Source organism: Xanthomonas sp. Leaf148 (assembly GCF_001423585.1).
Lineage (GTDB): Bacteria > Pseudomonadota > Gammaproteobacteria > Xanthomonadales > Xanthomonadaceae > Xanthomonas.
In genome coordinates this window covers 264,421-288,128 of record NZ_LMOP01000011.1, presented here as the reverse complement: position 1 = coordinate 288,128, position 23,708 = coordinate 264,421, and the positions used below count along the sequence as shown (strand labels likewise).

Here is a 23,708-nt window from a genome sequence, read left to right as displayed (position 1 = left end):
CGAAGGGCGGATGGGGGCAAGCACGCCGACCCACACCTTCCCTCAATGCGCGCATGGTCGATCAACACCGCTGCAAAACGCGCAGCAAGTGATCGAAATCTAACGGCGCAATGGCGACAATGGCGGCCCACTTCCTACACAGGCTGCCCGCCCCCATGTCGCGTCCCTCGCTGACCCGCTTCCTGATCGAAGAACAACACGCCGGCCGTATCGATGCGGAATTGCGCCAGCTGATCACCATCGTTTCGCGCGCCTGCAAGCGCATTTCCATCGCAGTGAGCAAGGGCGCGCTGGGCGGCGTGCTTGGCGATGCCGGCACCGGCAACGTGCAGGGCGAGGCGCAGAAGAAGCTCGACGTGCTGAGCAACGACATCCTGCTCGAAGCCAATGCCTGGGGCGGCCACCTGGCCGCGTGCGCCTCCGAAGAAATGGACCACAGCCAGCCGGTGCCCGACCAATATCCCAGCGGCGATTTCCTGCTGCTGTTCGACCCGCTCGATGGCAGCTCCAACATCGACGTCAACGTCTCGGTCGGCACCATCTTCTCGGTACTGCGCGCGCCCAAGGGCACCGAAAAGCCCGGCGACGAACACTTCCTGCAGCCGGGCACGCAGCAGGTTGCCGCCGGCTACTGCATCTACGGCCCCAGCACCATGCTGGTACTCACGCTCGGCCACGGCACCCACGCCTTCACCCTGGAGCGCGAAGAAGGCAGCTTCCTGCTGACCCAGGCCAACATGCGCGTGCCCGAAGACACCGCCGAATACGCCATCAACATGTCCAACCAGCGCCACTGGGAACCGGCCATGCAGGCCTATGTAGGCGACTTGCTGGCCGGCAAGGACGGCACCCGCGGCAAGGACTTCAACATGCGCTGGATCGCCAGCATGGTCGCCGACGTGCACCGCATCCTTACCCGCGGCGGCATCTTCATCTACCCCTGGGACAAGAAGGACGCGGCCAAGCCCGGCAAGCTGCGCCTGATGTACGAAGCCAACCCGATGAGCATGCTGGTGGAACAAGCCGGCGGCGCGGCCACCACCGGGCGCGAACGCATCCTGGACATCCAGCCCACACAACTGCACCAGCGCGTGCCGGTGTTTCTGGGCTCGAAGAATGAAGTGGCGCAGGCCACGCGGTATCACCTGGATGCGGATAAGGCGTAACGCCGAGTTTCGGCTTGGCCACGGACAAGGCCTGATTTACTCAAGACACCCGCCTGGTGCGGGTGTCTTGAGGATTGTCGCCAGGAGTGGCTTATTCGTTGGTGATAGATCGCAACTGTGCCAACGACCGCAGAAGCCTGGCGACCTACACGAGCGCATGTGTCGCTCGCCTCGAGCCCTATGCCGGTTCCTGGCAGAGCCTGCTATTTGAGACAGGCCAGTAACCAAAGTACGTTGTGTACACGTACGCACAAGGTGGATCTGCACTTGTGGACATCCACAGCGCGCGTGCAGGTGATCTGCTCTGACCCAGGCAGGATGTGCATTGCAGGCTTGATGACGGCGACCGCATCCGCATTGGAGAACTGGCGTGTTGATCTTGAATGCGACCTTCGCTGCGACTCAGCCGACATGACGTGGGCCGCTTTAGCGCAAGGCGCTAATGCTAGCCATGGCACAGGTGGCGAAAGCGGGCTTGAAGATTCTTGCCGTCTCGATATACGCCAGCCTTACCGCTTCAATTTTCAGCAGATTCATCCTTTTCACCGTGGCAGTGTTTTTCGGCGATGCTGATAGTGCAGGCAGCCTTCTTTCTGGTTTTTTTGTTATTTCATTCGTCATGGGTTTGCCTGCATTTCTGGTTCTGGGCGTGCCCGTATTGCACTTGATTCCCAGGCTGAAGCACGCGCGTCCTCGCTACGCGGCCCTGGCCGGGGCAATCAGTGCAGCGATCGTCGACTGTTGGCTGTACTTGTTTGGCCATGCCCCGGAGCTAACCGATTCCCTGCGGGCTGCGACGATATTTTTTGGATCCACCATCATCTGGGCCGCATTCGCCGGCTTGCTGTATCAGTACACCAGGAAATCAACGTAAAACGCGTAGCTGCAGCGTATGGCCGTGGTGTTCCTTGCTACGCACCACCAAACGCAAGACATGCTGGACTGCAGGATGTTCGCGCGGCGCACGGTGCCTACATGCTCATCAGCATGGCACGCGTTTTACCAGCCAGATGTCGATCTATGGCGCGAACGGATGGCCACATGTTGCATGCCAGGGGACGTTGACGCACGCGCATCCATCCACAAGTATTGGCGCGCTCGCACTCCCGCCGCGCCAACCGAGCTGTACCGATGCGTATGCGCACTGCCCGTTGCCTGCTGGTTGTTGTTGGTTTGGTACTTCCGTACGCGGTGCGACTGCCGTATGGCATGGACTGGTTGCGGCAATACACCGACACCGGCTGGGGCGGATGGCTGTTGTTGGGCGGATTCAACGCAATCGCCTGGGGGGCGCTGCTGGCGATCAGTTTTGCGTACCGGCGGGCGGTCGCGCTGCTCATGCCGTGCCTGCTTGGCTTCGGTACGTTGGCCTGGGCGCACGCCACGCTGGATCTGCGTGCCGACGCGCAGTCGGCGCTGGCGCTGATCTTCATCCCGATCTATGCGCTGCTGCCCATCGCCATCGGCGGCCTGCTGGGCTATCTGTTGGACCGGCGATTGCGGGCTCTACCTGCACGCTAAGCCCGCCATGGCGCATTGCCTGGAACCCAGGGTTTACGCGATGGGCATGACGGCGCTGCAGATGGAGCTGCCAGATGCCGCGTGGCCATTGCCCCCTTGACCGCCATCGCCCGCACCAGCCAGTCTCGGGGGCTGGCGCGGCGGGGAGTCGTACCGCTCGCCTTCAACGGAGAACCGCTGTGGACCGTCGTACCTTCCTCACCTTGTCCGGCGTCGGCGCAGCCGGCCTGTTATTGCCGCATACGCGTCTGATCGCTGCAGAGCAATTGCTTGCACCTGTAGATGCGGCACGCAACCGGCGCCTGTCCGATACCGCGCTGACCACGGCCAAGGCGGCCGGTGCCAGCTATTGCGATGTGCGCGTGGGCCGGTATCTGCGCCAGTTCGTGATCACTCGCGAGGCGCAGGTGGAGAACGTGGTCAATGCCGAATCCAGTGGCGTTGGCGTGCGCGTGCTGGCCGAGGGTGCGTGGGGCTTTGCGGCAACCAATACGCTGACCAGCGATAGCGTGGCTACCGCCACGCGGCAGGCGGTGGCGATTGCCAAGGCCAATGCGCGGCTGGGCGGCACGCCGGTGCAGCTGGCGCCGGTGACGCCGGCCGGGCAGGTCAGTTGGAAGACACCGATCAAGAAAAACGCGATGGAAGTGCCGCTGCAAGACAAAGTCGCGCTGCTGATGGACGTCAACGCGGCCGCGCTCAACGCCGGCGCTACCTTCGTGGCCTCGCGCATGTTTGCGATCAACGAGCAGAAGTATTTCGCTAGCAGCGATGGCTCCTATATCGACCAGGATGTGCACCGGCTGTGGCTGCCCTTCACCGTGACCGCGGTGGACAAGGCCAGTGGGAAATTCCGCACCCGCGATGGGCTGTCCTCGCCGATGGGCATGGGGTATGAGTATCTGGATGGCGATGCGCGCGAGAAGCATGCACTGCCTGGCGGGCTGGTCGGTTATGGAAGCAGCTACGATGCGCGCGAAGACGCCATTGCCGCTGCAAAGCAGGCGCGCGCCAAGCTCACTGCGCCTTCGGTGAAGGCCGGCAAGTACGACCTGGTGATCGACCCGAGCAATCTGTTTCTCACCATCCACGAATCAGTGGGCCACCCGCTCGAGCTCGATCGTGTGCTGGGCTATGAGGCCAATTACGCCGGCACCAGTTTCGCCACGCTGGACAAGCGCGATGCGAAGTTCCGCTGGGGTAGCGACGCGGTGACCTTTGTCGCCGACAAGACGCAGCCAGGCAGCCTGGGTGCGGTGGGCTACGACGATGAGGGCGTCAAGACCAAGCAGTGGGACTTGGTGAAGGACGGCATTCTGGTCGATTACCAATGCACGCGAGATCAGGCGCATCTACTCGGAAAAACAGCATCCGACGGCTGCAGCTACGCCGATTCGTGGTCCAACGTGCAGTTCCAGCGCATGCCCAACGTGTCGCTGGCAGCGGGCAAGACGCCGCTGGCGGTGGCGGACATGATCAAGAACGTCGAGCGCGGGCTGTACATCCATGGACGCGGTTCGTACTCGATCGATCAGCAGCGCTACAACGCGCAGTTCGGTGGACAGCTGTTCTACGAGATCGAAAACGGCCAGGTCACGCGGCTGGTGGAAGACGGCGCTTACCAGATCCGCACGCCGGAATTCTGGAACGCCTGCAGCGCGGTCTGCGATGCGCGCGACTTCCGGTTGGGCGGCTCGTTCTTCGATGGCAAGGGGCAACCGAGCCAAGTGTCGGCGGTGTCGCATGGCTCGGCCACCGCACGTTTCGATGGCATCAACGTGATTAATACCGCGCGTTCGTTGGGCTGAAGTCTTTTAGCTGAAAGCGGCTAACGGGATGGTTTGTTCGCAGGTGTAGGGCGAGGTACCCGCAGCGCTAACGTGACACTCAGTGCCCTCTTTGCTGGATGGCTTCGCTGGTATATCCAAACCGCAACACGTTGCTGGACAACGGCGAACGCCTACAGAACAAGGAAACGCGTGCAGGCGTACCTGGCCTGCTTGCCTACCTGATCGCCAGCACTGCAACACAGGCACCGCAACACGCGGTGTCCGACGCAGAAGATCGCGCAGCACGCTTGCGCCGCAACAAACCGTTTTGGGAGGCAATCGATTCGGCGCAGCACCCGATCGATTGGGCTGCATGGTCGGACCCGCAGCGATGCAAGGTGTCGGCTCAACTGTATCGCCAAGCACTGGCATTGCCGCCTGCGCAAGCAGCGCCGTCATTGCGCGCATTACGGGTTATCCATTTCGATTGAGTCCTGGGTAAGCGGTCATGATTGCATCGCCAACGATGCGCGAGGCAAGCAAGGCCTGCCGACTCCATGTGCCGTGAGTTGACTCACCACCGGGCAGCGGTGAGTATCGCCCTCGGGCCGGAGTGGGACGGTCTACGAGAAGTCGATCTCTACGCGCAATGCCTTGCAAGCAGTCGCCTGACTGCCCGCAGGGATCACATATCGATAAGGGAGTTCTCATGAAGACCGCATGTATTGCACTGGTGGCTGCCGTCGTGTTGCAAGCCACACCCGCCGTCTCCGCACCAACCGCGCCATCGCCACTGGTTGGAACCTGGCTGCTGGATATCGGCAGCCTGCCGATGCCGGCTGCTGCACGACCCAAACGCGTTGTCCTGGATTTCAAACAAGTTCCAGGCAACAAATGGTTCACCAGTGCCGAGATCGTCGACCAAGACAACAAGACGCTGCAGGCGCAATCCACGCTGTTGCTGGACGGCACGCCGGGTAAGGCATCCGGCACTTACCTGGTCGATCGTGCCGCAGTCAAAATGCCCGAGCCCGGCGTGCTGGTGATGCAGTTGATGTACCAAGGCGTGCCGGCATCTACCCGCACCTATACGGTCAGCGCCGATGGCAAGGTGATGACCGAGATTGAAGCGTACTTCAAGGACGGCAACCCGATGATGCGCACGGCGTATTTCAAACGCGCGGCAAGTCAGACCAAGTGAGCACTGTCGAGCCGGCGCCGCACCGTGGCGCGGCTCGATTCCGGGGGGAGACGTCGCAGCTCGGCGGTTGGCCTTACACAGGCCGCGTCGTCGGCTCGACACCCTGAGTAAGGTTCAGCGAAGCTCTGAACAATCCACCGAAATCCTTTAACTCCAGCATCCTGCGTACCAATGCTGCGGCTTGGTCATCTAAGTCATATGGCTCGTCCACCGCGCGCTTCGAGGGCATCAAGGTGATCAATACCGCGTATTCGTTGGGCTGAAAGTGTTGGACTGGAAGCGGCTGACGGGACGGCTTTTTGCTGGTCTTGGTGTGCCGCCTTCAGCTCTTACGAGACACGGCTTGCCTCCATCGCTCGATGGTTCCGTTGGGCACTCAAACCGCCACAGTTCGTCGAGAGCCCGGCGCCCTCACCACTCGCGGGACACGCTGTGAATCCATCCTTGCCCGCTCCGTTGCGGCATCCATGCCGCCACAGGGTCCCGCAAGCGGTAAGGACACCGCACCAGACAGTGTGCTGGCCGCTTTATTGAAAACCCAACACACCGACCCTCTTCACTGGTCCTTGCCCGCCTACCGTCGCGGGACCTTTGGCGGCATGGATGCCGCCAAAAAGCTTACATGGACGTACTTGCAGCGTGTCCCGAGATGGTGGGCGGGCAAGGACCCTGCAGCGAAACCGCAGCCCTAGCGGTGCGCGACTGAGACATCCACTGCGGCTACTAGGCTCAGAAGCACAGAGACGTCGAGACATACCGCCTCTCGGATGCAGTCAAATGCCTGGTGCGTCGGGGATGCGGTGTCCTCACCGCTCGCAGGACACGCTGTGAATCCATCCTTGGACGCTCCGTGGCGGCATCCATGCCGCCACAGGGTCCGGCAAGCGGTAAGGACACCGCACCGGCACGTTGATCGATCGCTTGTTGAAAACCAACACACCGACCCTCTTCACTGGTCCTTGCCCGCCTACCGTCGCGGGACCTTTGGCGGCATGGATGCCGCCAAAGAGCTTACATGGACGTACTTGCAGCGTGTCCCGCGATGGTAGGCGGGCAAGGACCCTGCAGCAAAGCCGCAGCTGTATCACTGCGCGACCAAAGCCTCCACAGCCTTTTTCCAGCTGTTTGGAACATGTAAGACAACTACTGCGCACAACCCTGCGATCTTCACGCAAGGCGCGATCGTCAACAGGACAAACGCGTGCGGCATCGATCAACCGCGTGTCGCGGCGATGATGTAGCACCCATGTGCAGCCAGTCGTGTTCGCCACGTTTCAAGACAGATCCGCCGCGTCACTGACGTCATGTGGGACATCGCTTACCCACACCCCCCTGCCGAAAGTCATTTGACGCCGCATTCTTCGCCCGGCAAGAATCGGGGATACCGCGTGCAGAGCTGTGCGCGTCACCACACCACCTGCGCGCCGCGCGGGACTATTGGGGAGTTGCCGTGCAGCGACGTGATTTCCTGGCCCTGACCGGGCTGACCATGGGCGGGCTGATCGTGCCGGCCTACTTCGGCAAGGCGATTGCCGCCGAACAGTTGTTGACGCCCTTCGATGTGGGCCGCAAGAAGCGCCTGGCCGATGCCGGGCTCACTGCCGCGCGTCAGGCCGGCGCGAGTTATTGCGATGTGCGCATCGGCCGCTATCTGCGCCAGTTCGTGATCACCCGCGAAGACAAGGTGCAGAATGTGGTCAACACCGAATCCATCGGTGCCGGCATCCGCGTGATCGTGGGCGGTGCGTGGGGCTTTGCTGCCACCAACGATCTGACCGAGCAGGGCGTGGCCAAGGCCGCCGCACAGGCCGCTGCCATCGCCAAGGCCAATGCCAAGGTGCAGGGCACGCCGGTGCAGCTGGCGCCCACGCCCGGTGTTGGCGAGGTCAGCTGGAAGACGCCGATCACCAAGAACGCGATGGAGGTGCCGATCAAGGACAAGGTGGATCTGCTGCTGGGTGTGAATGCCGCCGCCACCGCGGCCGGCGCCAGCTTCGTCAACTCGATGCTGTTCGTGGTCAACGAACAAAAGTATTTTGCCAGCACCGATGGCTCCTACATCGACCAGGATGTGCATCGCATCTGGGCGCCACTGACCGTGACCGCCATCGACAAGGCCAGCGGCAAGTTCCGCACCCGCGAGGGGCTGTCCGCGCCGATGGGCCTGGGCTACGAATATCTGGATGGCGCAGCATCGGGCAAGTTCGTCTCGCCCAATGGCGTGGTGAACTACGGCCTGTCCTACGACATGAAGGAAGATGCCATCGCCGCCGCCAAGCAGGCACAGGAAAAACTCAAGGCGCCGTCGGTGAAGCCGGGCAAGTACGACCTGGTGCTGGACCCCTCGCACACCTGGCTCACCATCCACGAATCGGTGGGCCACCCGCTGGAGCTGGACCGCGTGCTCGGCTACGAGGCCAACTACGCCGGCACCAGTTTCGCCACGCTGGACAAGCTCAGGGCCGGTTTCCAGTACGGCAGCGACAAGGTGCATATCCTCGCCGACAAGACCCAGCCCGGCAGCCTGGGCGCGGTGGGTTACGACGATGAAGGCGTCAAGACCAAACAGTGGGACCTGATCCGCGACGGCAAGCTGGTGGACTACCAGGCGATCCGCGATCAAGCGCATATCCTTGGCAAGACCGCCTCCGATGGTTGCTGCTACGCGGACTCGTGGTCGAGCGTGCAGTTCCAGCGCATGGCCAATGTGTCGCTGGCCGCCGGCAAGACGCCGCTGAGCGTGAGCGACTTGATCAAGAACGTCGAGAACGGCATCTACATCATCGGCGACGGCTCGTTCTCCATCGACCAACAGCGCTACAACGCGCAGTTCGGTGGCCAGTTGTTTTACGAAATCAAGAATGGTGCGATTACCCGCATGCTCGAAGACGTGGCCTACCAGATCCGCACGCCAGAATTCTGGAATGCCTGCAGCGCGGTGGCCGATCAGCGCGACTACCGCCTGGGCGGTTCGTTCTTCGATGGCAAGGGCCAGCCCAGCCAGTCCTCGGCGGTCTCGCATGGTTCGTCCACCGCACGCTTCGATGGCATCAACGTCATCAGCACCGCCCGCTCGCTCGGCTGACAGGAGAAACCCACATGAGCATCCTTACCGAAGCGCAGGCCAAGGCCATCCTGGACAAGGTCATCAAACTGTCCAAGGCCGATGAGTGCACCGCCACGCTCACTGGCGCCATCGACGGCAATATCCGTTTTGCGCTCAATAACGTGTCCACCAGCGGCATTGTCGACAACACCGATCTGCAGGTGCAGGTGGCGTTTGGCAAGCGCGTGGGCACCGCCACCATCAACGAGTTCGACGATGCATCGCTCGAGCGCGTGGTACGCCGCGCCGAAGATCTGGCAAAGCTGGCACCGGAGAATCCGGAGTTCATGCCGGCCGTCGACAAGCAGACCTACACCGCCAGCCCCACCTTCAGCGCATCCACTGCAGCGGTAGACCCGGCGTTCCGCGCGCAGGTCGCAGCCGATTCGATCGCCCCCTGCAAGGGCAAGGGCTTGATCGCGGCCGGCTTTCTGGAAGATGGCCAGAGCTTTACCGCGTTCGCCAACAGCAAGGGCAACTTCGGCTATCAGCGCAACGCACGCTTCGACTACACCTGCACCGTGCGCACCGAAGACGGCCGCGGCTCGGGCTGGGTGGGGCGCAATCTGAAGGACGCATCCGACTTCAAGGCCGAGCAGGACGTTCGCATCGCGATGCGCAAGGCCAGCGATTCAGCCGAAGCCAAGGCGCTGGAACCGGGCAAATACACCGTGATTCTGGAGCCGGCAGCAGCGGCCGGCTTGATCTCGTTCATGATGCGCTACTTCGATGCGCGCATGGCCGATGAGGGCCGCAGCTTCCTGTCCAAGAAAGGCGGCGGCAACAAACTGGGCGAGCAGGTATACGACCCGCGCGTCAACATCACCGCCGACCCATGGGACGCGCGTGCAGCAGTGATGCCGTGGGACGAAGAAGGCCTGCCGCGCGAGAAGATGTCCATCGTCGAAAACGGCAAGGTCGCCAACCTGCAGTATTCGCGCTATTGGGCGCAGAAGAACGGCAAGCGTGCGATCGGCGAGCCGGGCAATCTGCTGATGGCCGGCGGCGACAAGAACATCGCCGAGCTGGTGCGCGGCACCGAGAAAGGCATCCTGGTCACGCGCACCTGGTACATCCGCATGGTTGATCCGCAGACCGTGTTGCTGACCGGGCTGACCCGCGATGGCACCTTTTACATCGAGAACGGGCAGATCAAGTACCCGGTGAAGAATTTCCGCTTCAACGAATCGCCGATCATCATGCTCAACAACATCGACGAACTGGGCAAGCCGGTACGCGTGGCCGGCGATGAATCCAGCTACGTGATGATGATCCCGCCGATGCGGCTGCGTGATTTCACGTTTACCTCGTTGTCGGATGCGGTGTGAGTAGGAGCCGGGAATCGGGAGTCGGGAATCGGGAATGGGAGAGCAAGAGCGGCTTCTCTCAACCTGAGTGTTCACGAGTGCTTCCGGTTCCAGGTTCCCTCCCGGCGCCTGCAACGCGCCGCCATTTCCTGCAGCTGCTGCTTGGCAGCGCTGCCAGTTTGGCGCTGCCATGGCCGGCGCGTGCGGCCGGCGCTTACGACTTCTGGTTTACGCGGCTGCGCTACGACTCTGGCGATTGGGATGTGGATGCGCGCATGCCATCCAACCTGATCACCTCGTTGATCGACTACACGCAGCTGCGGGTGGACCCGGAAGAACACGTCATCGACCTGGCCGATCCGCGCATGTTGCAAGCGCCGTTCTGCTATCTGTCCGGGCACAAGCTGGTGGAATTCAATCCGGCCGAGCGGCGCAATTTCGAACAGTACGTGCGTAACGGCGGCTTCGTGTTTGTGGACGACTGCAACCACGATATCGATGGCTTGTTCGCCACCTCGTTCGAGGCGCAGATGACCGCGCTGTTCGGCAAGAGCGCGCTGCAGAAATTACCGAAGAACCATCGTCTTTACAGCGCATTCTTCAAGTTCCCGGACGGCCCGCCCGCCACCGGCTTCGAACTCAATGGCTGGGGCGATGATCTGGTGCACGACTACCTCAAGGGCATCAGCATCGATGGAAGATTGGGTGTGCTCTACAGCAACAAGGATTACGGCTGCGAATGGGATTACGACTGGCGCAACAAACGTTTTCTGGCCGAAGACAACACCAAGTTCGGCGTGAACATCGTGATGTATGCGTTGACCAACTGACATGCTGCGCAGCGCGCGCGATGCGGCCCACCGATAACGTGTCGCGCGCAGGCACGCTCTTACGTAAGGCACGTCTGGCTGGGTAACCTCATCGCATACGCAGATCACCGTGGCTTCGCAGGAACCTGCTCGCACCATGCAACACCATCGATAACACCGTACTACGCGCCAATACGCGATACGCACGCCGCCACATCATCAGAGACTCCGCATGACCTCCCCCGACGAAGACACACTCACTGCCCAGCTCTCGCAACTTGGCGCGCTGCGCGCCGCTTTGGCCCAGGCCGTGGTTGGGCAGGATGCGGTGGTGGAGCAGCTATTGATCGGCCTGTTGGCTGGTGGCCACTGCCTGCTGGAAGGCGCGCCCGGGCTGGGCAAGACGCTGCTGGTGCGTTCGCTTGGCCAGGCATTGGAACTGCAGTTCCGCCGCGTGCAGTTCACCCCCGATCTGATGCCCAGCGACATCCTGGGCACCGAGTTGCTGGAAGAAGACCACGGCACCGGGCACCGGCATTTCCGGTTTCAGCAAGGCCCGATCTTCACCAACCTGCTGCTCGCCGACGAACTCAATCGCACCCCGCCCAAGACCCAGGCCGCATTGCTGGAGGCGATGAGCGAGCGCACGGTCAGCTATGCCGGCACCACTTATGCGTTGCCGGATCCGTTCTTCGTGCTGGCCACGCAGAACCCGATCGAGCAGGCCGGCACCTACCCGCTGCCGGAAGCGCAGCTGGATCGTTTTTTACTGCATGTGCGCGTGGAGTACCCCAGCGAGCAGGAAGAGCGCGACATCCTCAGTCAGACCACCGGCAGCGCAAGCGCGCAGGTGCCCAAGGTGATGGATGCGGCCAGCGTGCAGGCGCTGCAGCGGCAAGTGCGGCAGGTGCATGTGAGCGCGGATCTGCTGACCTGGATCAATCGCCTGGTGCGGGCAAGCCGTCCCGGCCCGCAGGCCAGCGATGAGGTGCGGCAATGGATCAAATGGGGCGCCGGCCCGCGTGCGGGGCAGTCGCTGGTGCTGGCGTCCAAGGCGCGCGCGTTGCTGCATGGCCGGCTGGCCGCCACCCGCGAGGATGTGCTGGCGCTTGCGGCGCCGGTGATGCGACATCGGTTGCTGCTGTCCTTCGCTGCCGAAGCCGAACAACGCAGTGCCGATGATGTGGTCGCCGCGCTGCTGCGCGCGGTGCCGTTCCCGAACTGAGCGCAGCGCCATGCATCCACCGCTGCCGGCTCTGATTCCCGCCGATGTGCGCAGCCGTTTGCGCGGCTTGCAGCTGCGTGCGCGTCAGGCGCAGGGCGGGCACGGGATTGGCCAGCACGCCAGCCGCAGCCGCGGCGCCGGGCTGGAATTTGCGCAATACCGCGCCTACGAGCCGGGCGATGCGCTGCGCCAGATCGACTGGAAGCTCTACGCGCGCTCGGACCGGTTTTTCGTGCGCGAAGCCGAGCGCGAAAGCCCGCTGACGCTGTGGTTGCTGCTCGATGCCACCGCGTCGGCCGGGCAAACCGACAGCGCGCGGCCGGAGCACACCCGCCTGCAGACGATGGCGACACTGGCCGCCTGCGCGGCCGAAGTGGCGCTGCAGCAAGGCGACCGCGTCGGCCTGTATGCCTTGCATGGCGGCGGCCTGGTTGCGGTGCCAGCAGGTGTCGGCAGCCGTCAGCGCGACCGGCTGTGGCTGGCCCTGCACGGCTTGCGCGCCGGCGGCCGCTGGCCCGGGCTGGAGGCGTTGCGGCCGTTGTGGGAACGCATCGCCGCGCACGATCTGCTGCTGTCCATCGGCGATGGGTTCGATGAAGAACTGGCGAGCGCATTGGAAAAGTTCGCCGCCGCGCGTCGTGAAGTGCTGCAGCTGCAGGTGCTCACCTGCGACGAACGCGATTTTCAATTCAGCGGCGGGCACCGCTTCCGCGACCCGGAAACCGGCGAAGAACTGCTCGGCGACGGCGCGGCGATGCGCGACGACTATCTGCAACGCTTTGCCGCGGCCCAGCGCGCACGGCAGGCGCGCTGGCAGGCGGCCGGCATCGCGCATGCGGTGCATTACCTGGATGCGCCAGCCGATGCCGCGCTGCGCCAGCTGTTCGGTCAGGGTACGGCTCGATGAGCGCGTGCCTGCGCGGGGCGACGACGGCGCATTCCAGCGCGCGATCGGTCTCGCTGTCGGCAGTGGCGGTACAGCAGCCACCACAGCGGCAAACGCCTCCTGCAGTCAGCGGGCAACGTACGCAGAGGCAGCCACGCGTGCCGGGTAGCATCGCGCGTGGCATGTCGATACCAGCGCGGCGTACAGCGCCGTGCGCGATGTATCTGCATTACCCGGGCGACGCCTGCGCATGAGTGCAATGCAGACCATCGTTGCGCATGCGCACGCCATGCAACTGCGCATGCCACCGCTGTTGCGATTGCAGTCGCAGTTGCGGCCGCAGTTACCTAGGCGAGGTCTTCGCACGGGTACAACGCTGACCAACGTCGAGCACGTGCACATCATGCAACTCCGTATGCCACTGCAGTTGCAGTTGCCTAGGCAACGTCTTCGCATGAGTACAACGCCGACCACCGTCGCGCGCGTGCGCGGCTTGCAACTCTGGATGCGATTGCGATTGGAGTTGGAGTCACGGCTACAACTGCCGTTGCCGCTGAGCCAGCAAACCCACCCTACCCACAGCCACCCGCACACCGGCAGCACCATGCATGCACTCGCGCACAACGTCAGCGCAGAGGCATGGCAATGAACTTGCTGTTGCTAGTCCCCGCCGGGCTCGCGGCATTGGCCGCCCTGCTGCTGCCGCTGCTGATCCATCTGGCGCGGCGTAGCGAGCACCGGCCTACCGACTTCGCTGCGCTGCGCTGGTTGCGTGCAGTGCCACGCCCACGCCACCGCGTGCGCCTGGATGAGCTGCCGTTGCTGCTGGTGCGCCTGCTGCTATTGGCAGCGTTGGCACTGCTGCTGGCAGAGCCGGCGTTGCGTGCGCATCAGGATGCGCGCCCGCGTATCGCAGTGAGCCCGGGTGTGGACCTGGCCGCGGCACGCGCGCTGGCGCAGCCCAAGGATGCGCAATGGGTGTGGCTGGCGCCGGGCTTTGCACCGATCGATGCCAAGGCAGATGTCGCCACCAGTGATGATGCTCAAGCCGGCAGTCCGCAACCTGTCGGCAGCCTGCTGCGCGAACTCGATGCCAGCCTGCCCGCAGACGCGCCGCTCAGCGTGATCGTGCCCGCGCAGTGGGGCGTGGTGGATGCGCAACGGGTGCAGCTGTCGCGTGCAGTGCAGTGGCAGGTGCTGCCCGGTGCGTCGCCGGTGGCCGCCACAACTGCCACCGTACCGCTGCGCGTGCAGGCAATTGCCGACGACCGCGCCGCACCGGCCTTGCGCTATCTGCGCGCGGTGCATGCCGCCTGGGCGCTGCCGGGCAGCTTGCCGGTGAGCGCGCCTGCCGATGCCGCGCCGGCGCGCTGGACACCCGGCACGGTAGTGGCGTGGCTGTCGCCCACCGCCCCGCCCGCGCCGGTGCTGGAGTGGGTTGCGGCCGGCGGCCAGCTGCTGCTGGATGCGCGCACGCCGGTGCCGCCCGCACTCGCCGCGCCGCTGCAACCCGTGCTCGAAACACAGGGGCAGCCGGTGCTCGACGCCGCCGCCTTCGGGCGTGGGCGCCTGCTGCGCTGGGCCGCGCCATTGCAGCCGCAGCAGCTGCCGGCGTTGTTGGACGCCGGGTTCCCCACCCGCCTGCACGCTGCGCTGCAGCCACCGCCCATCCCGCAGCGCGCCCTGGCGCAGACCCAACAGCCGCAGCGCGGCGGCGCGATTCGGCTGACCACGCCGCCATGGCCGCTGGCACCGTGGCTGGTCGGTGTGGTGTTGCTGCTGTTTGCGCTCGAGCGCTGGCTGGCCACCGCGCCACGCCGGAGCAGCGCGGCATGAGCACGCCCCCACTGCAGCGCGCCTGGCAGGCCGCACGCCGACGTCGCGCTGCCGGGGTGCTGGTGTTCGGGTGGCCGCTGGCGCTGCTGGCGGGCGCGGGTGCCTGGCGTATGGGCGCACACGCCGCGGTGGTGCCGCTGTTGCTGGTGGGCGTCGCGATGCTGGTCGCCATCGCGCTGCACGCGGCGCGGCAGCTGGACCAGACCTGGCTGATCCGCCGGCTGGATCGCGAACCGGACCTGGACGACAGCAGCGACCTGCTGTTCGCACCGGCCACGCAACTTGGCGCGCTGCAGGTGCTGCAACGTCAGCGGTTGGAGCAGCGCCTGCGCAGCACTCCGCGCGATCTGCGCCCGGCTTGGCCGTGGCGGCGCGCATGGCCCTGGAGCCTGCTCGGCCTGGCCGCCTGCAGCGCGCTGCTGCTGTGGCCGCCGCGTGAGCTGCCGCCAGCCGCCCCTGCCGACCGCGTGGCCGCTGCGCGTGCCAGCAGCGGCGCCGCGATGCTGCGTCAGGCGCAGCTGCGCAGCACACCGCCGGCCTACACCGGCCTGCCCGCCGCGCGGCTGCCCGGCCTGGATGCGCGCGTGCCCGCCGGCACCCGGCTGGACTGGCAACTGCAGGTCAGCCCGGCCCCGCGCAACGTGGCGTTGCGGCTCACCGACGGCCGCCTCATCCCGCTGACCCGGCAGGGCAGCAGCGACCAATGGCAGGGCCAATGGATCGCCACGCGCGCCAACCTGTACCGCATTCTCATCGACGGCACGCCCGCCGACCGCCAGTTGCACCGGCTGGATGTGCTGCCGGACCGCCCGCCGCAGGTGCGCGTGCTCGCCCCCGAGCAGAGCCTGGTGCTGTGGACACCGGCCAATGGCGCCTGGGCACTACGCTTCGAAGCCAGCGACGATTACGCCGTGGCCGCCAGCGCCGAGCTGCGCCTGACCCTGGCCCAGGGCAGCGGCGAGAACATCACCTTCAAGACCCAGGGCCGCACGCTCACCGGCAGCGGCCCGGTTACCCGCCGCAACTTCGCCGCCACGCTGCAGCCGCAGGCGCTGGGCATGGCCGCCGGCGATGACCTGATCGCGCAGCTCATCGTGCATGACACCCGCCAGCCCGGCCCGCAGGAAGGCCGCAGCGCCAGCGTGATCCTGCGCTGGCCGCCGCCGGAACAGACCATGGCCGCCGGCCTGGAGGCGAGCGTCAAACAGACCTTGCCGGCCTACTTCCGCAGCCAGCGCCAGATCATCATCGACGCCGAGGCGCTGCTGAAGGAAAAACCGCGCCTGGACGCGGCCACCTATCTCAAACGCGCCGACGCCATCGGCGTGGACCAGCGCCTGCTGCGGCTGCGCTACGGCCAGTTCCTGGGCGAAGAAAGCGAAGGCGCGCCAAAGGGCCCGCCGACCGCCGACGCACCGCCCACCAGCGACGCCCCGGCCGATGCCCTGCCCACGGCCGACATGCCCACCGCCGATGCGCCGGCCGCGCCGGACGAGCACGCCCATGACGCCACGCAACCACACACAGATCATGACCACGCCGCCGCCCCCGCCAGCGGCGCCGCTGCCCTGGACGACCACGACCACGATCACGCGGATGGGCGCCCCGAGCGCAGCGGCTTCGGCCAGGCGCAGGACGTGCTGACCGAGTTCGGCCACACCCACGACCACGCCGAAGCGGCCACCTTGCTGGACCCGCAGACCCGCGCCCTGCTGCGCGCGGCGCTGGACCAGATGTGGCAATCCGAAGGCGAGTTGCGCCAGGGCCACCCCGAGCGCGCGCTGCCGTTCGCCAACAAGGCGCTGGGCTTCATCAAGCAGGTGCAGCAGGCCGAGCGCATCTATCTGGCACGCGTCGGCACGCAACTGCCGCCGATCGACCCCAGCCGGCGCATGAGCGGCAAGCGCGACGGACTGGCGCGCGGCGCCGCTGCCCTGGACGCGCGCACCAGCCCGGATCCGCAACCGATGGCGCTCTGGCAGGCGCTGGGCAACGCTGCGCCCGCCCAGGATGCCGCCGCACTGGACGCCTTCGCGCGCTGGCTGCCGGCGCACGAGACCCAGCTCGATGCCCCGCTGGACCTGGCCGCCGCCGTCGAGACCCTGCGCGCCACACCCGACTGCGCCAGCTGCCGGCAACGCCTGCGCGCGCTGCTGTGGCCGGTACTGGTGCGTCCGCCGGCTGCCGTGCAACCGCGCACTGCCCCCGATGCTGGCGGCCAGCGCTATCTCGATGCCCTGCACGCACAGGAGCGCCGCTGATGCCGGCCTGGATCATCATCGCCACCCTGGCCGGCATCACGCTGCTGGCGTGGTGGCGCCTGCGCCGCGCCCCTATCGCCGGCTGGCGCAAGGCCGCGCTGCTCGCCTTGCAGCCGCTGTGCGCCGCGCTGCTGTATTGCGCACTGGTCCCGCCGTCGCTGCCCGGGCATGGCGGCACGCTGGTGGTCGCCACTGCCGGCAGCGACACGGCAGCGCTGACCATCGCGCCCGGCGACGCGGGCATCGCGCTACCCGAAGCCCCGGCCGCGCTGCGCCATGCCGAGCGCATGCCGGATCTGGCCACCGCCTTGCGTCGCCATCCCGGCACCACCGGGCTGCGCATCGTCGGCGCCGGCCTGCCCGCGCGCGACCGCGACACCGCGCGCGGCTGGCCGCTGCGCTACACCGCTCCAGCGCCCACGCCGGGCTTGAGCGAGCTGTCCACGCCATCGTTACTGGCGCCAGGGGCCGATCTGCGGATCCACGGCCGCATCACCGGTGTGCACGAGGCCAGGCTCGAACTGCTGGACCCGGCGGGGCGCCGCGTCGATCTGGTTGCGCCCGACGCTGACGGCCGCTTCCAGCTCGGCGGCAGCGTGCGCGCCGCTGGCGACAGCGTTTTTGTGGTGCGCGTGCTCGGGCCGGACGCACGCCCACGCGACCAGGCCGAGGTGCCGGTCACCGTGGTGGAGAGCCCTGCCGCCAACCTCTGGATCATCGCCGGCGCCCCGCAACCCGAGCTCAAATATCTGCGCCGCTGGGCGCACGACGCCGGCCTGGACCTGCACACCCAGATCGCCACCGGCGGCGGCATGCAGCTGGGCGACGCGCCGCGTGCGCTGGACGCCGCCACGCTGGACCGCAGCGACCTGCTGATCCTCGACGAGCGTGCGCTGGCCAGCCTGTCGCGGCTGCAACGCGATGCAGTGCGTGCAGCGGTCGAACGCGGCCTGGGCCTGTTACTGCGCCTCAGCGGCCCGCTCGATGCCGCACAACGCACTGCCATCGCCGCGCTGGGCTTGCCGCTGCGTGGCGATAACGCCGCCGCGCCGCTGCTGGTCGCGCCCGCATCCAATGCCTCACAGCAGGCGCTGCATCCGCAATCGCCACAGCAGGCAGCGGACGCGCGCGCTGCCACAAGCGAGGCACTGCTCACCCTGGAACGCCGCACGCTGGTTCCCGACGCCCCCGATGCCATCGCCGTGTTGCGCGCATCCAACGGCACGCCGTACGCGTGGTGGCGCGCCATCGGGCGCGGGCGTATCGGCCTGATCGCCGTCACCGACAGCTACCGCCTGTTGCTGCAAGGCCAACCCGATCTGCATGCTGCGCTGTGGAGCCAGACGCTCTCGCCGCTGACGCGCGCCCAACCCACAGCGCGCGGCCCCACCCGCGTTGGTTGGCGCGACCAACGCATCAGCGTCTGCAACCTGAGCCGCGATGCACAGCTGCTTTCGCCCGATGGCGCCACCCACCCACTGCCACCGGACCCCGGCACCGGCGCGGCGGCCTGCGCCGCCCTCTGGCCCGAGCACACCGGTTGGTATCGCTGGCAAGACGCAACACGCAGCGGCGCGCTCTACATCCGCGCACCTGCCGACGCGCCTGCCCTGTTCGCCAACACGCAACGCGATGCAACGCGTGCACTCATCAACCACAGCGCTACGCCACATCAGGCACGCCCAATGCCCCAGCCCGGCCCACGCTGGCCATGGTGGCTGGGGTTTGTCGCCGCGGCGGCGGTGCTGTGGTGGTTGGAACGGTGGCGCAGCGCACGCGCGACACCTGCCACCTAGGCAGCGATGTGTGATGCGTGCGCCCAAGGTTTGAACGCTGCCGTATGTCCTACCAAGCGCCTAGGCTAGGAGTGAGCAGCCGCACATTGCAGCACCGCCTGCATGAGCAAGGCACCATGTTTCAGCACACGCTGGACAAGGTGCGCGCGGCGCTGGCCGAGCATTATCTGCGCAAGACCATGATGTCCAGCGCAGAGATCGCCTTGCTGCTCGGGTTTGAAGATACCAACGCGTTCGTCCGCGCCTTCCGGGTCTGGACCGGCAAGACGCCGCAAGCCGTCCGTCGCGATCCGCCGCAGGAATGATGCGATGGCGCCGCGTGCGATCCAGCGCGCGCGCTGCAGTGCGGCCATTACGACAACGCGATAGAGGCCAACGGCAGCGCTACACGGTCGGCGATGCGATGACTGCCGCCGCTGGCGCGGATGCGATCCTCGTCGGCAACTGCACGACCGGCGCGCATCAAAACGCCAACGCGTTCTAGCCCCGACGCCACACCCGGCAGCAGTTGTTGGCCGGCATTTCCACATCGTCCACCAGCTGCAGGCCCACCTGCGCAGCCAGCGCGTCCACGTCGGCCGCATCACGAATGCCCGATGCCGCATCGCGCGCGCGCAACATCGCATCGAAGTCGCGATTGCTGTCGCTGGTGAACTGACCATCGCGATTGAACGGCCCGTACACCACCAGCACTGCCTGCGGTGCCATCACCTCGGGCAAGCCCGCAAACAAGGCCTGCACCTGCGGCCAGCCCATGATGTGCAAGGTATTGGCGCTGTAGATTGCATCGAAACCACGCTGACCATCGGACAGTGCGGGCAAGGCCGGCAGTGGCGCCAGACCAGACGTCGGCGTCAGTACAGCCTGCATGGCGATTGGCGGCGGCGTGTTGGGTAGCGCGGCGTCATCCAGCCATTGCTGCATGCCCGGCAGATGATCGGCGTGATCGCTTGCCTGCCACTGCAACCACGGCATCGCCGCAGCAAAATGCACCGCATGCTGGCCGGTGCCTGCGCCGATTTCCAGCACATGGTGGCGATCGGCGAAGTGACGCTGTAACACGGCAAGAATCGGATCGCGGTTACGTGCGGAAGCGGGAGAGAAGGGCTTGGTCATCGTACTGGAACGCATCTTGAATTCTCGATTATGCCTGGCGACATGCCATGCGAGGTCAAGTGACCAAATTTCCGATCAGGACGTCTTGGGTGATAGGCATATGGAATATGGATCTACATCCCATCTCTTGAAGCGCCAACGATGCACTATCTCGGTCGGGGGACCTACTCACGAGGATATGTGCATGAACAAGGCCGTTACTTTTTGCACCGCAAGTATCTTGTTAGCCGCTGCCAGCCTGATGTACGCACCGAGCGCTAACGCACAAGCATCAACCGTGCTGCTTGATTGCACGGGCAGCGATTATTGTTGGGCAGGGGTAGATAGCCCGGGGTCTCCGCAACCATTTAAATATGCGTGGAGTTTCAGCAACACGGCCGGTGCCATCTTCCCCAGGAACTGCACAAATAGTTCCGACTGTTCTTTCTATTGCCTGCGGGGCGATACCTTCATCAATGCCACGGTGATGGTGAGCGATGCCAATAACCAATTCATTGGATCTGCCACTGCACGCGCGCTGTGTACGGCGCAGCCGATTTGACTCGGGCCTGATGACAGCTTGCAGACTTTAAGTATCGGGTCGATCAGCCAAGGCAGGGCTGATCGATCCGATGCCGTTACCTCTCAGCGCGCAGGAGGCAGCGCCTCATACGCCCGCCGCACCGCCTCCTCGCCGAACTGTCGCTCTAGCCGGCGCACGATGAAGTGCCCGCGGGCCATGGCCTGGAAGTGGCGGATAAAGACCGTGTTGAGGGTGGCGCCGCTCACCGCGCCTACCAACGGCACCGCCTGCACGGCGAGTTTCTCGCCCACGTTGACCGAGAACTTGGCAGCGATGCGCGAGACCAGCGACACCAAGGCCGGCGCGCCCTTGCTGGCGAAGCCATGCGCAGCGACATGGCGGGCAGCGGCGCTGAGCTGCTGCGCCATTGCCGCGCGCACCGCGAAATAGCCCGATTCGGCGCCGTCGTCCACCACGCTGCGGCCGCCGTGCGCCAGCACTTCCAGGCAGGCCAGCGCAGTGTCCGGGCTTTGCAGCGATTCGCCTTCGGCGCGCGCGATGTCGGCGATGGAGCGCAGCATCACGGTGGTGGTCAGCGGTAGCTCCACCATCAGGCCCGGCAGGCCGAAGAAGCCGCCGGCACCACCGGCCACGGCCACCGCCAGGGTGTGCCGGGTGGTGGAGGCCGGCTGCAGCGGCTCGGTCTTGCCGCGCAGACTCAGCAATGCCGACTTCATGGCCACCTGCAACGCGCGACGGGTGAGGCCGTCGATGCTGCGGGTCACCATCTTGGGCAGCCGCTTGGTGATCAAGCTCTCGATCGGCGCGCCCAGCGCGTTGGCCAGCTGGGCTGCCACGCCGGGGTTTTCCAGTAGCGCGTGCGCCGCGGCCAGGTCGCGCTGCGCGGCCATATCCATCACCGGTATCGGAAGCGTCGTCATGCCTGCTCTCGTCATAGGGTCTGCGTCGATGGTACCCAGCGCCGTGTGAGCGCCGGACGAGCGGCCGGCCGCAGATCGGGCAAAGCTGCAATTGGCTGGCAAAATGCGCGATCATCGGCGTCCACGCAGGCAATGCCCATCAGATGAACCGTGAGATCCGCCACAGCATCGTGATCGCCGCCGCACCGGAAGTGGTGTCCGCCGCGCTATCCGAGCCCGTGCAGCTGGCGCGCTGGTGGACGCGCGAGGTGCAGCAGGCCGATGACTGCGTGCGCCTGGACTGGAGCAGCCACGGCTGGCAAGTGGTCCTGCGCATCGACGAAGGCGCCGACCATCGGCTGGTGCGCTGGCGCTGCGAGCGCTCCAACATGCTCGACACCGCGGCCTGGGAGGGCACGGTGATGCGCTTCGATCTGATCTCCACCAGCGAGGGCACGCGTGTGGAATTCGTGCAGTCCGGCTACCGCGATTCGCCGTGTCTGGAGGCGTGCACCCAGGGCTGGCAGTACTTTCTGGGCAGCAGCCTCAAGCGCTATGTGGAAACCGGGCAGGGCATGCCCTACCCGGACATGCCCGACACCCGCGACCCCGCACTGCGCTGAGCGCGGCGCGCGCTCATGCGGTGCGCGGCTGGCCTACCGACGGCACGCCGGGTACCGGCAACTGCGCATCCACCGTGACCGGGCTATCGGCCTGTAGCAACGCGCGCGCCTCCGCAGCGCTGGCCACCGCCGGCGGCGAGCCGCGCAGCGGCAGGCCGGCGGTTTCGCGCACGAACAGCATCGTCACCAGCCCGATCGCCGCCGCGCCCATCAGGTAATACGCCGGCACCAACGGGTCGCCGGTGCGCTCCACCAGCCAGGCAGTGACCAGCGGCGTGGTGCCGCCGAACAACGACACCGAGACGTTGAAGCCGATCGACAGGGCGCTGTAGCGCACCGGCGTGTAGAACAGCGCCGGCAAGGTGGACGGCATCGAGCTGGTAAAGCACACCAGTGCCAAACCCAGCAGCATCAATCCGAGGAAGATCAGCGCATCCGAGCCGCTGCCGATCAGCAGCAGGCACGGAATCGCCAGCGCAAACAGGGCGATGCACGCGCCGATGATCATCGGCCGACGCCCCAGTTTGTCGCTGAACATGCCGCCGACAATATTGAGCGGCATCATCACCAGCATGACCAGGATGATCAGCAGCAAGCCCTTGCTTTCCGCATAGCCCATGGTGACGCTGAGGTAGCTGGGCATATAGGTCAGCAGCATGTAGTCGGTGACGTTGAACACCAGCACCAGGCCGACGCACTTGAGCAGTTGCGGCCAATGCAGGCGCAGCAGGGTCATCAGGCCCTGGCCGGCAGTCTCCCGTTCGCGTTGCTCGGATTGCTCGGTGTAGGCACGAAACGCCGGGGTTTCTTCCAGTTTCATGCGCATGTACAAGCCCAGCAGTCCCAGCGGGCCGGCGATCAAAAAGGGCACGCGCCAGCCCCAATCGAGCATCTGCGACGGCGTCACGCTCATGTGCAATGCGGTCACCGTGGCGGCACCGGCGATATAGCCGCCCAGCGTGCCGAATTCCAGCCAGCTCCCCATTACACCGCGATTGCGGTCGGTGGCGTATTCGGCAATGAAGGTGGCCGCGCCGCCGTATTCGCCGCCGGTAGAAAACCCTTGCAACAAGCGCGCCAGCAACAGCAATGCCGGTGCCCACAGACCGATACGTTCGTAGGAGGGAATCAGGCCGATGCTGAAGGTGCCCAAGGCCATCAGGATCATCGTGGCCGCCAGCACCTTCTGCCGCCCATAGCGGTCGCCCAGCGGGCCGAACACCATGCCGCCGATGGGTCGCACCAGAAAGGCGACGGTGAAGGTGGCAAAGGTGGCGATCAACTGCGCAGTGGGATTACTCGCCGGGAAGAACACCTGCCCCAGCGTCACCGCCAGATAGCCGTACACACCGAAGTCGAACCACTCCATCGCGTTGCCCAGCGCCGCGGCGCTCACCGCGCGGCGCAGCATGCTGCGATCCACCACGGTGACGTCGTCGAGTTGCAGTTGGCGGCGGCGTTTGAACCAACCGAAGTGCGAACGAATCGCGCGCGTGTCGTGCATGTGCTTGGTCTCCAGGTGCGTTGCAGCTGCGGGCCATCGCTGCCCGCTCGTCCTGACAACACACAGGACACGGCACTTCACACACACGGCAGGAGCACATGCACTGGAGAGACCGGAGGCATTCCCGGACGGCCGCGTCAACTCAGCGGCGCTGCGGGAC

The 23,708-nt window shown here is 65.6% G+C and carries 21 protein-coding genes; 18 read left to right on the top strand and 3 right to left on the bottom strand.

All coding sequences use genetic code 11. From position 1 onward, the window contains the following. The first annotated feature begins 155 nt into the window (after positions 1–155). The 16 genes from ASF90_RS16915 to ASF90_RS16840 all read left to right on the top strand — a co-directional run bounded on the left by ASF90_RS16915 (position 156) and on the right by ASF90_RS16840 (position 19,188). Positions 156–1,166: a class 1 fructose-bisphosphatase gene (locus tag ASF90_RS16915; protein WP_055852866.1), complete on the top strand. Its 1,011-nt coding sequence runs from the start codon at positions 156–158 to the stop codon at positions 1,164–1,166. 442 nt (positions 1,167–1,608) lie between these two features. Next, complete coding sequence (locus ASF90_RS16910; protein ID WP_055852863.1) at positions 1,609–2,040, top strand: hypothetical protein; 432 nt, start codon at positions 1,609–1,611, stop codon at positions 2,038–2,040. Positions 2,041–2,297: 257 nt separating this feature from the next. Next, complete coding sequence (locus ASF90_RS16905) at positions 2,298–2,687, top strand: hypothetical protein (RefSeq protein ID WP_055852861.1); 390 nt, start codon at positions 2,298–2,300, stop codon at positions 2,685–2,687. A 179-nt stretch (positions 2,688–2,866) separates the two neighbouring features. Continuing rightward, positions 2,867–4,495: a TldD/PmbA family protein gene (locus tag ASF90_RS16900; protein WP_055852859.1), complete on the top strand. Its 1,629-nt coding sequence runs from the start codon at positions 2,867–2,869 to the stop codon at positions 4,493–4,495. 98 nt (positions 4,496–4,593) lie between these two features. Further along, complete coding sequence (locus ASF90_RS16895) at positions 4,594–4,947, top strand: hypothetical protein (RefSeq protein WP_055852856.1); 354 nt, start codon at positions 4,594–4,596, stop codon at positions 4,945–4,947. A 242-nt stretch (positions 4,948–5,189) separates the two neighbouring features. Beyond that, on the top strand, positions 5,190–5,657 hold the full coding sequence (locus ASF90_RS16890; RefSeq protein WP_055852984.1) for a hypothetical protein: 468 nt from the start codon (positions 5,190–5,192) through the stop codon (positions 5,655–5,657). Between the two features lie 1,450 nt (positions 5,658–7,107). Then, positions 7,108–8,742, top strand: coding sequence for a TldD/PmbA family protein (locus tag ASF90_RS16885; protein ID WP_055852852.1), 1,635 nt, complete (start codon positions 7,108–7,110; stop codon positions 8,740–8,742). A gap of 14 nt (positions 8,743–8,756) precedes the next feature. After that, the gene (locus ASF90_RS16880) at positions 8,757–10,091 is read left to right on the top strand and encodes a TldD/PmbA family protein (RefSeq protein ID WP_055852849.1); all 1,335 of its coding nucleotides are present in this window, start codon (positions 8,757–8,759) and stop codon (positions 10,089–10,091) included. Further along, positions 10,088–10,900 carry a DUF4159 domain-containing protein gene (locus ASF90_RS16875; RefSeq protein WP_055852846.1) on the top strand — a complete coding sequence of 271 codons (813 nt, stop codon included), beginning with the start codon at positions 10,088–10,090 and terminating at the stop codon, positions 10,898–10,900. Before ASF90_RS16880 ends, ASF90_RS16875 begins: the two co-directional genes overlap by 4 nt. Before the next feature lie 211 nt (positions 10,901–11,111). Then, positions 11,112–12,104 (top strand): MoxR family ATPase, encoded by a 993-nt coding sequence (locus tag ASF90_RS16870; RefSeq protein ID WP_055852844.1) that lies wholly within the window; start codon positions 11,112–11,114, stop codon positions 12,102–12,104. 10 nt (positions 12,105–12,114) lie between these two features. After that, positions 12,115–13,011, top strand: coding sequence for a DUF58 domain-containing protein (locus tag ASF90_RS16865; protein ID WP_055852841.1), 897 nt, complete (start codon positions 12,115–12,117; stop codon positions 13,009–13,011). Between the two features lie 238 nt (positions 13,012–13,249). Continuing rightward, the gene (locus tag ASF90_RS24320; RefSeq protein ID WP_055852838.1) at positions 13,250–13,639 is read left to right on the top strand and encodes a hypothetical protein; all 390 of its coding nucleotides are present in this window, start codon (positions 13,250–13,252) and stop codon (positions 13,637–13,639) included. Beyond that, complete coding sequence (locus ASF90_RS16855) at positions 13,636–14,826, top strand: BatA domain-containing protein (protein WP_055852836.1); 1,191 nt, start codon at positions 13,636–13,638, stop codon at positions 14,824–14,826. Before ASF90_RS24320 ends, ASF90_RS16855 begins: the two co-directional genes overlap by 4 nt. Next, positions 14,823–17,087, top strand: a complete 2,265-nt coding sequence (locus ASF90_RS16850) for a hypothetical protein (protein WP_055852833.1) — start codon at positions 14,823–14,825, stop codon at positions 17,085–17,087. The genes ASF90_RS16855 and ASF90_RS16850 overlap by 4 nt, the downstream gene beginning before the upstream one ends. Continuing rightward, on the top strand, positions 17,087–18,883 hold the full coding sequence (locus tag ASF90_RS16845) for a hypothetical protein (RefSeq protein WP_055852831.1): 1,797 nt from the start codon (positions 17,087–17,089) through the stop codon (positions 18,881–18,883). Before ASF90_RS16850 ends, ASF90_RS16845 begins: the two co-directional genes overlap by 1 nt. Before the next feature lie 44 nt (positions 18,884–18,927). Continuing rightward, complete coding sequence (locus ASF90_RS16840) at positions 18,928–19,188, top strand: AraC family transcriptional regulator (protein ID WP_082473589.1); 261 nt, start codon at positions 18,928–18,930, stop codon at positions 19,186–19,188. Between the two features lie 175 nt (positions 19,189–19,363). On the opposite strand, the gene ASF90_RS16835 is transcribed toward ASF90_RS16840, so the two are convergent. Next, on the bottom strand, positions 19,364–19,999 hold the full coding sequence (locus ASF90_RS16835; protein ID WP_055852829.1) for a DUF938 domain-containing protein: 636 nt from the start codon (positions 19,997–19,999) through the stop codon (positions 19,364–19,366). Between the two features lie 184 nt (positions 20,000–20,183). Here ASF90_RS16835 and ASF90_RS23590 point away from each other — a divergent pair, with 184 nt between their 5' ends. Continuing rightward, positions 20,184–20,540, top strand: coding sequence for a hypothetical protein (locus tag ASF90_RS23590; RefSeq protein ID WP_153066506.1), 357 nt, complete (start codon positions 20,184–20,186; stop codon positions 20,538–20,540). Positions 20,541–20,623: 83 nt separating this feature from the next. Here ASF90_RS23590 and ASF90_RS16830 read toward each other — a convergent pair whose 3' ends face one another. Further along, on the bottom strand, positions 20,624–21,418 hold the full coding sequence (locus ASF90_RS16830) for an EcsC family protein (protein WP_055852826.1): 795 nt from the start codon (positions 21,416–21,418) through the stop codon (positions 20,624–20,626). Between the two features lie 167 nt (positions 21,419–21,585). On the opposite strand from ASF90_RS16830, the gene ASF90_RS16825 reads away from it, so the two are divergent. After that, positions 21,586–22,044, top strand: coding sequence for an SRPBCC domain-containing protein (locus ASF90_RS16825; RefSeq protein ID WP_055852824.1), 459 nt, complete (start codon positions 21,586–21,588; stop codon positions 22,042–22,044). Between the two features lie 13 nt (positions 22,045–22,057). Here ASF90_RS16825 and proP read toward each other — a convergent pair whose 3' ends face one another. Further along, the gene (proP, locus tag ASF90_RS16820; RefSeq protein WP_055852821.1) at positions 22,058–23,548 is read right to left on the bottom strand and encodes a glycine betaine/L-proline transporter ProP; all 1,491 of its coding nucleotides are present in this window, start codon (positions 23,546–23,548) and stop codon (positions 22,058–22,060) included. Positions 23,549–23,708: the final 160 nt, after the last annotated feature.

Excerpts from the sequence above, each read along its gene's own strand:
- ASF90_RS16840 (WP_082473589.1), top strand. The coding sequence starts at position 18,928 with ATGTCCTACCAAGCGCCTAGGCTAGGAGTGAGCAGCCGCACATTGCAG.
- ASF90_RS16855 (WP_055852836.1), top strand. The coding sequence starts at position 13,636 with ATGAACTTGCTGTTGCTAGTCCCCGCCGGGCTCGCGGCATTGGCCGCC.
- ASF90_RS16895 (WP_055852856.1), top strand. The coding sequence starts at position 4,594 with ATGGCTTCGCTGGTATATCCAAACCGCAACACGTTGCTGGACAACGGC.
- ASF90_RS24320 (WP_055852838.1), top strand. The coding sequence starts at position 13,250 with ATGCAGACCATCGTTGCGCATGCGCACGCCATGCAACTGCGCATGCCA.
- ASF90_RS16915 (WP_055852866.1), top strand. The coding sequence starts at position 156 with ATGTCGCGTCCCTCGCTGACCCGCTTCCTGATCGAAGAACAACACGCC.
- ASF90_RS23590 (WP_153066506.1), top strand. The coding sequence starts at position 20,184 with ATGAACAAGGCCGTTACTTTTTGCACCGCAAGTATCTTGTTAGCCGCT.
- ASF90_RS16880 (WP_055852849.1), top strand. The coding sequence starts at position 8,757 with ATGAGCATCCTTACCGAAGCGCAGGCCAAGGCCATCCTGGACAAGGTC.
- ASF90_RS16825 (WP_055852824.1), top strand. The coding sequence starts at position 21,586 with ATGAACCGTGAGATCCGCCACAGCATCGTGATCGCCGCCGCACCGGAA.
- ASF90_RS16835 (WP_055852829.1), bottom strand. The coding sequence starts at position 19,999 with ATGACCAAGCCCTTCTCTCCCGCTTCCGCACGTAACCGCGATCCGATT.
- ASF90_RS16910 (WP_055852863.1), top strand. The coding sequence starts at position 1,609 with ATGCTAGCCATGGCACAGGTGGCGAAAGCGGGCTTGAAGATTCTTGCC.
- ASF90_RS16845 (WP_055852831.1), top strand. The coding sequence starts at position 17,087 with ATGCCGGCCTGGATCATCATCGCCACCCTGGCCGGCATCACGCTGCTG.
- proP (WP_055852821.1), bottom strand. The coding sequence starts at position 23,548 with ATGCACGACACGCGCGCGATTCGTTCGCACTTCGGTTGGTTCAAACGC.
- ASF90_RS16865 (WP_055852841.1), top strand. The coding sequence starts at position 12,115 with ATGCATCCACCGCTGCCGGCTCTGATTCCCGCCGATGTGCGCAGCCGT.
- ASF90_RS16870 (WP_055852844.1), top strand. The coding sequence starts at position 11,112 with ATGACCTCCCCCGACGAAGACACACTCACTGCCCAGCTCTCGCAACTT.
- ASF90_RS16850 (WP_055852833.1), top strand. The coding sequence starts at position 14,823 with ATGAGCACGCCCCCACTGCAGCGCGCCTGGCAGGCCGCACGCCGACGT.
- ASF90_RS16830 (WP_055852826.1), bottom strand. The coding sequence starts at position 21,418 with ATGGATATGGCCGCGCAGCGCGACCTGGCCGCGGCGCACGCGCTACTG.
- ASF90_RS16905 (WP_055852861.1), top strand. The coding sequence starts at position 2,298 with ATGCGTATGCGCACTGCCCGTTGCCTGCTGGTTGTTGTTGGTTTGGTA.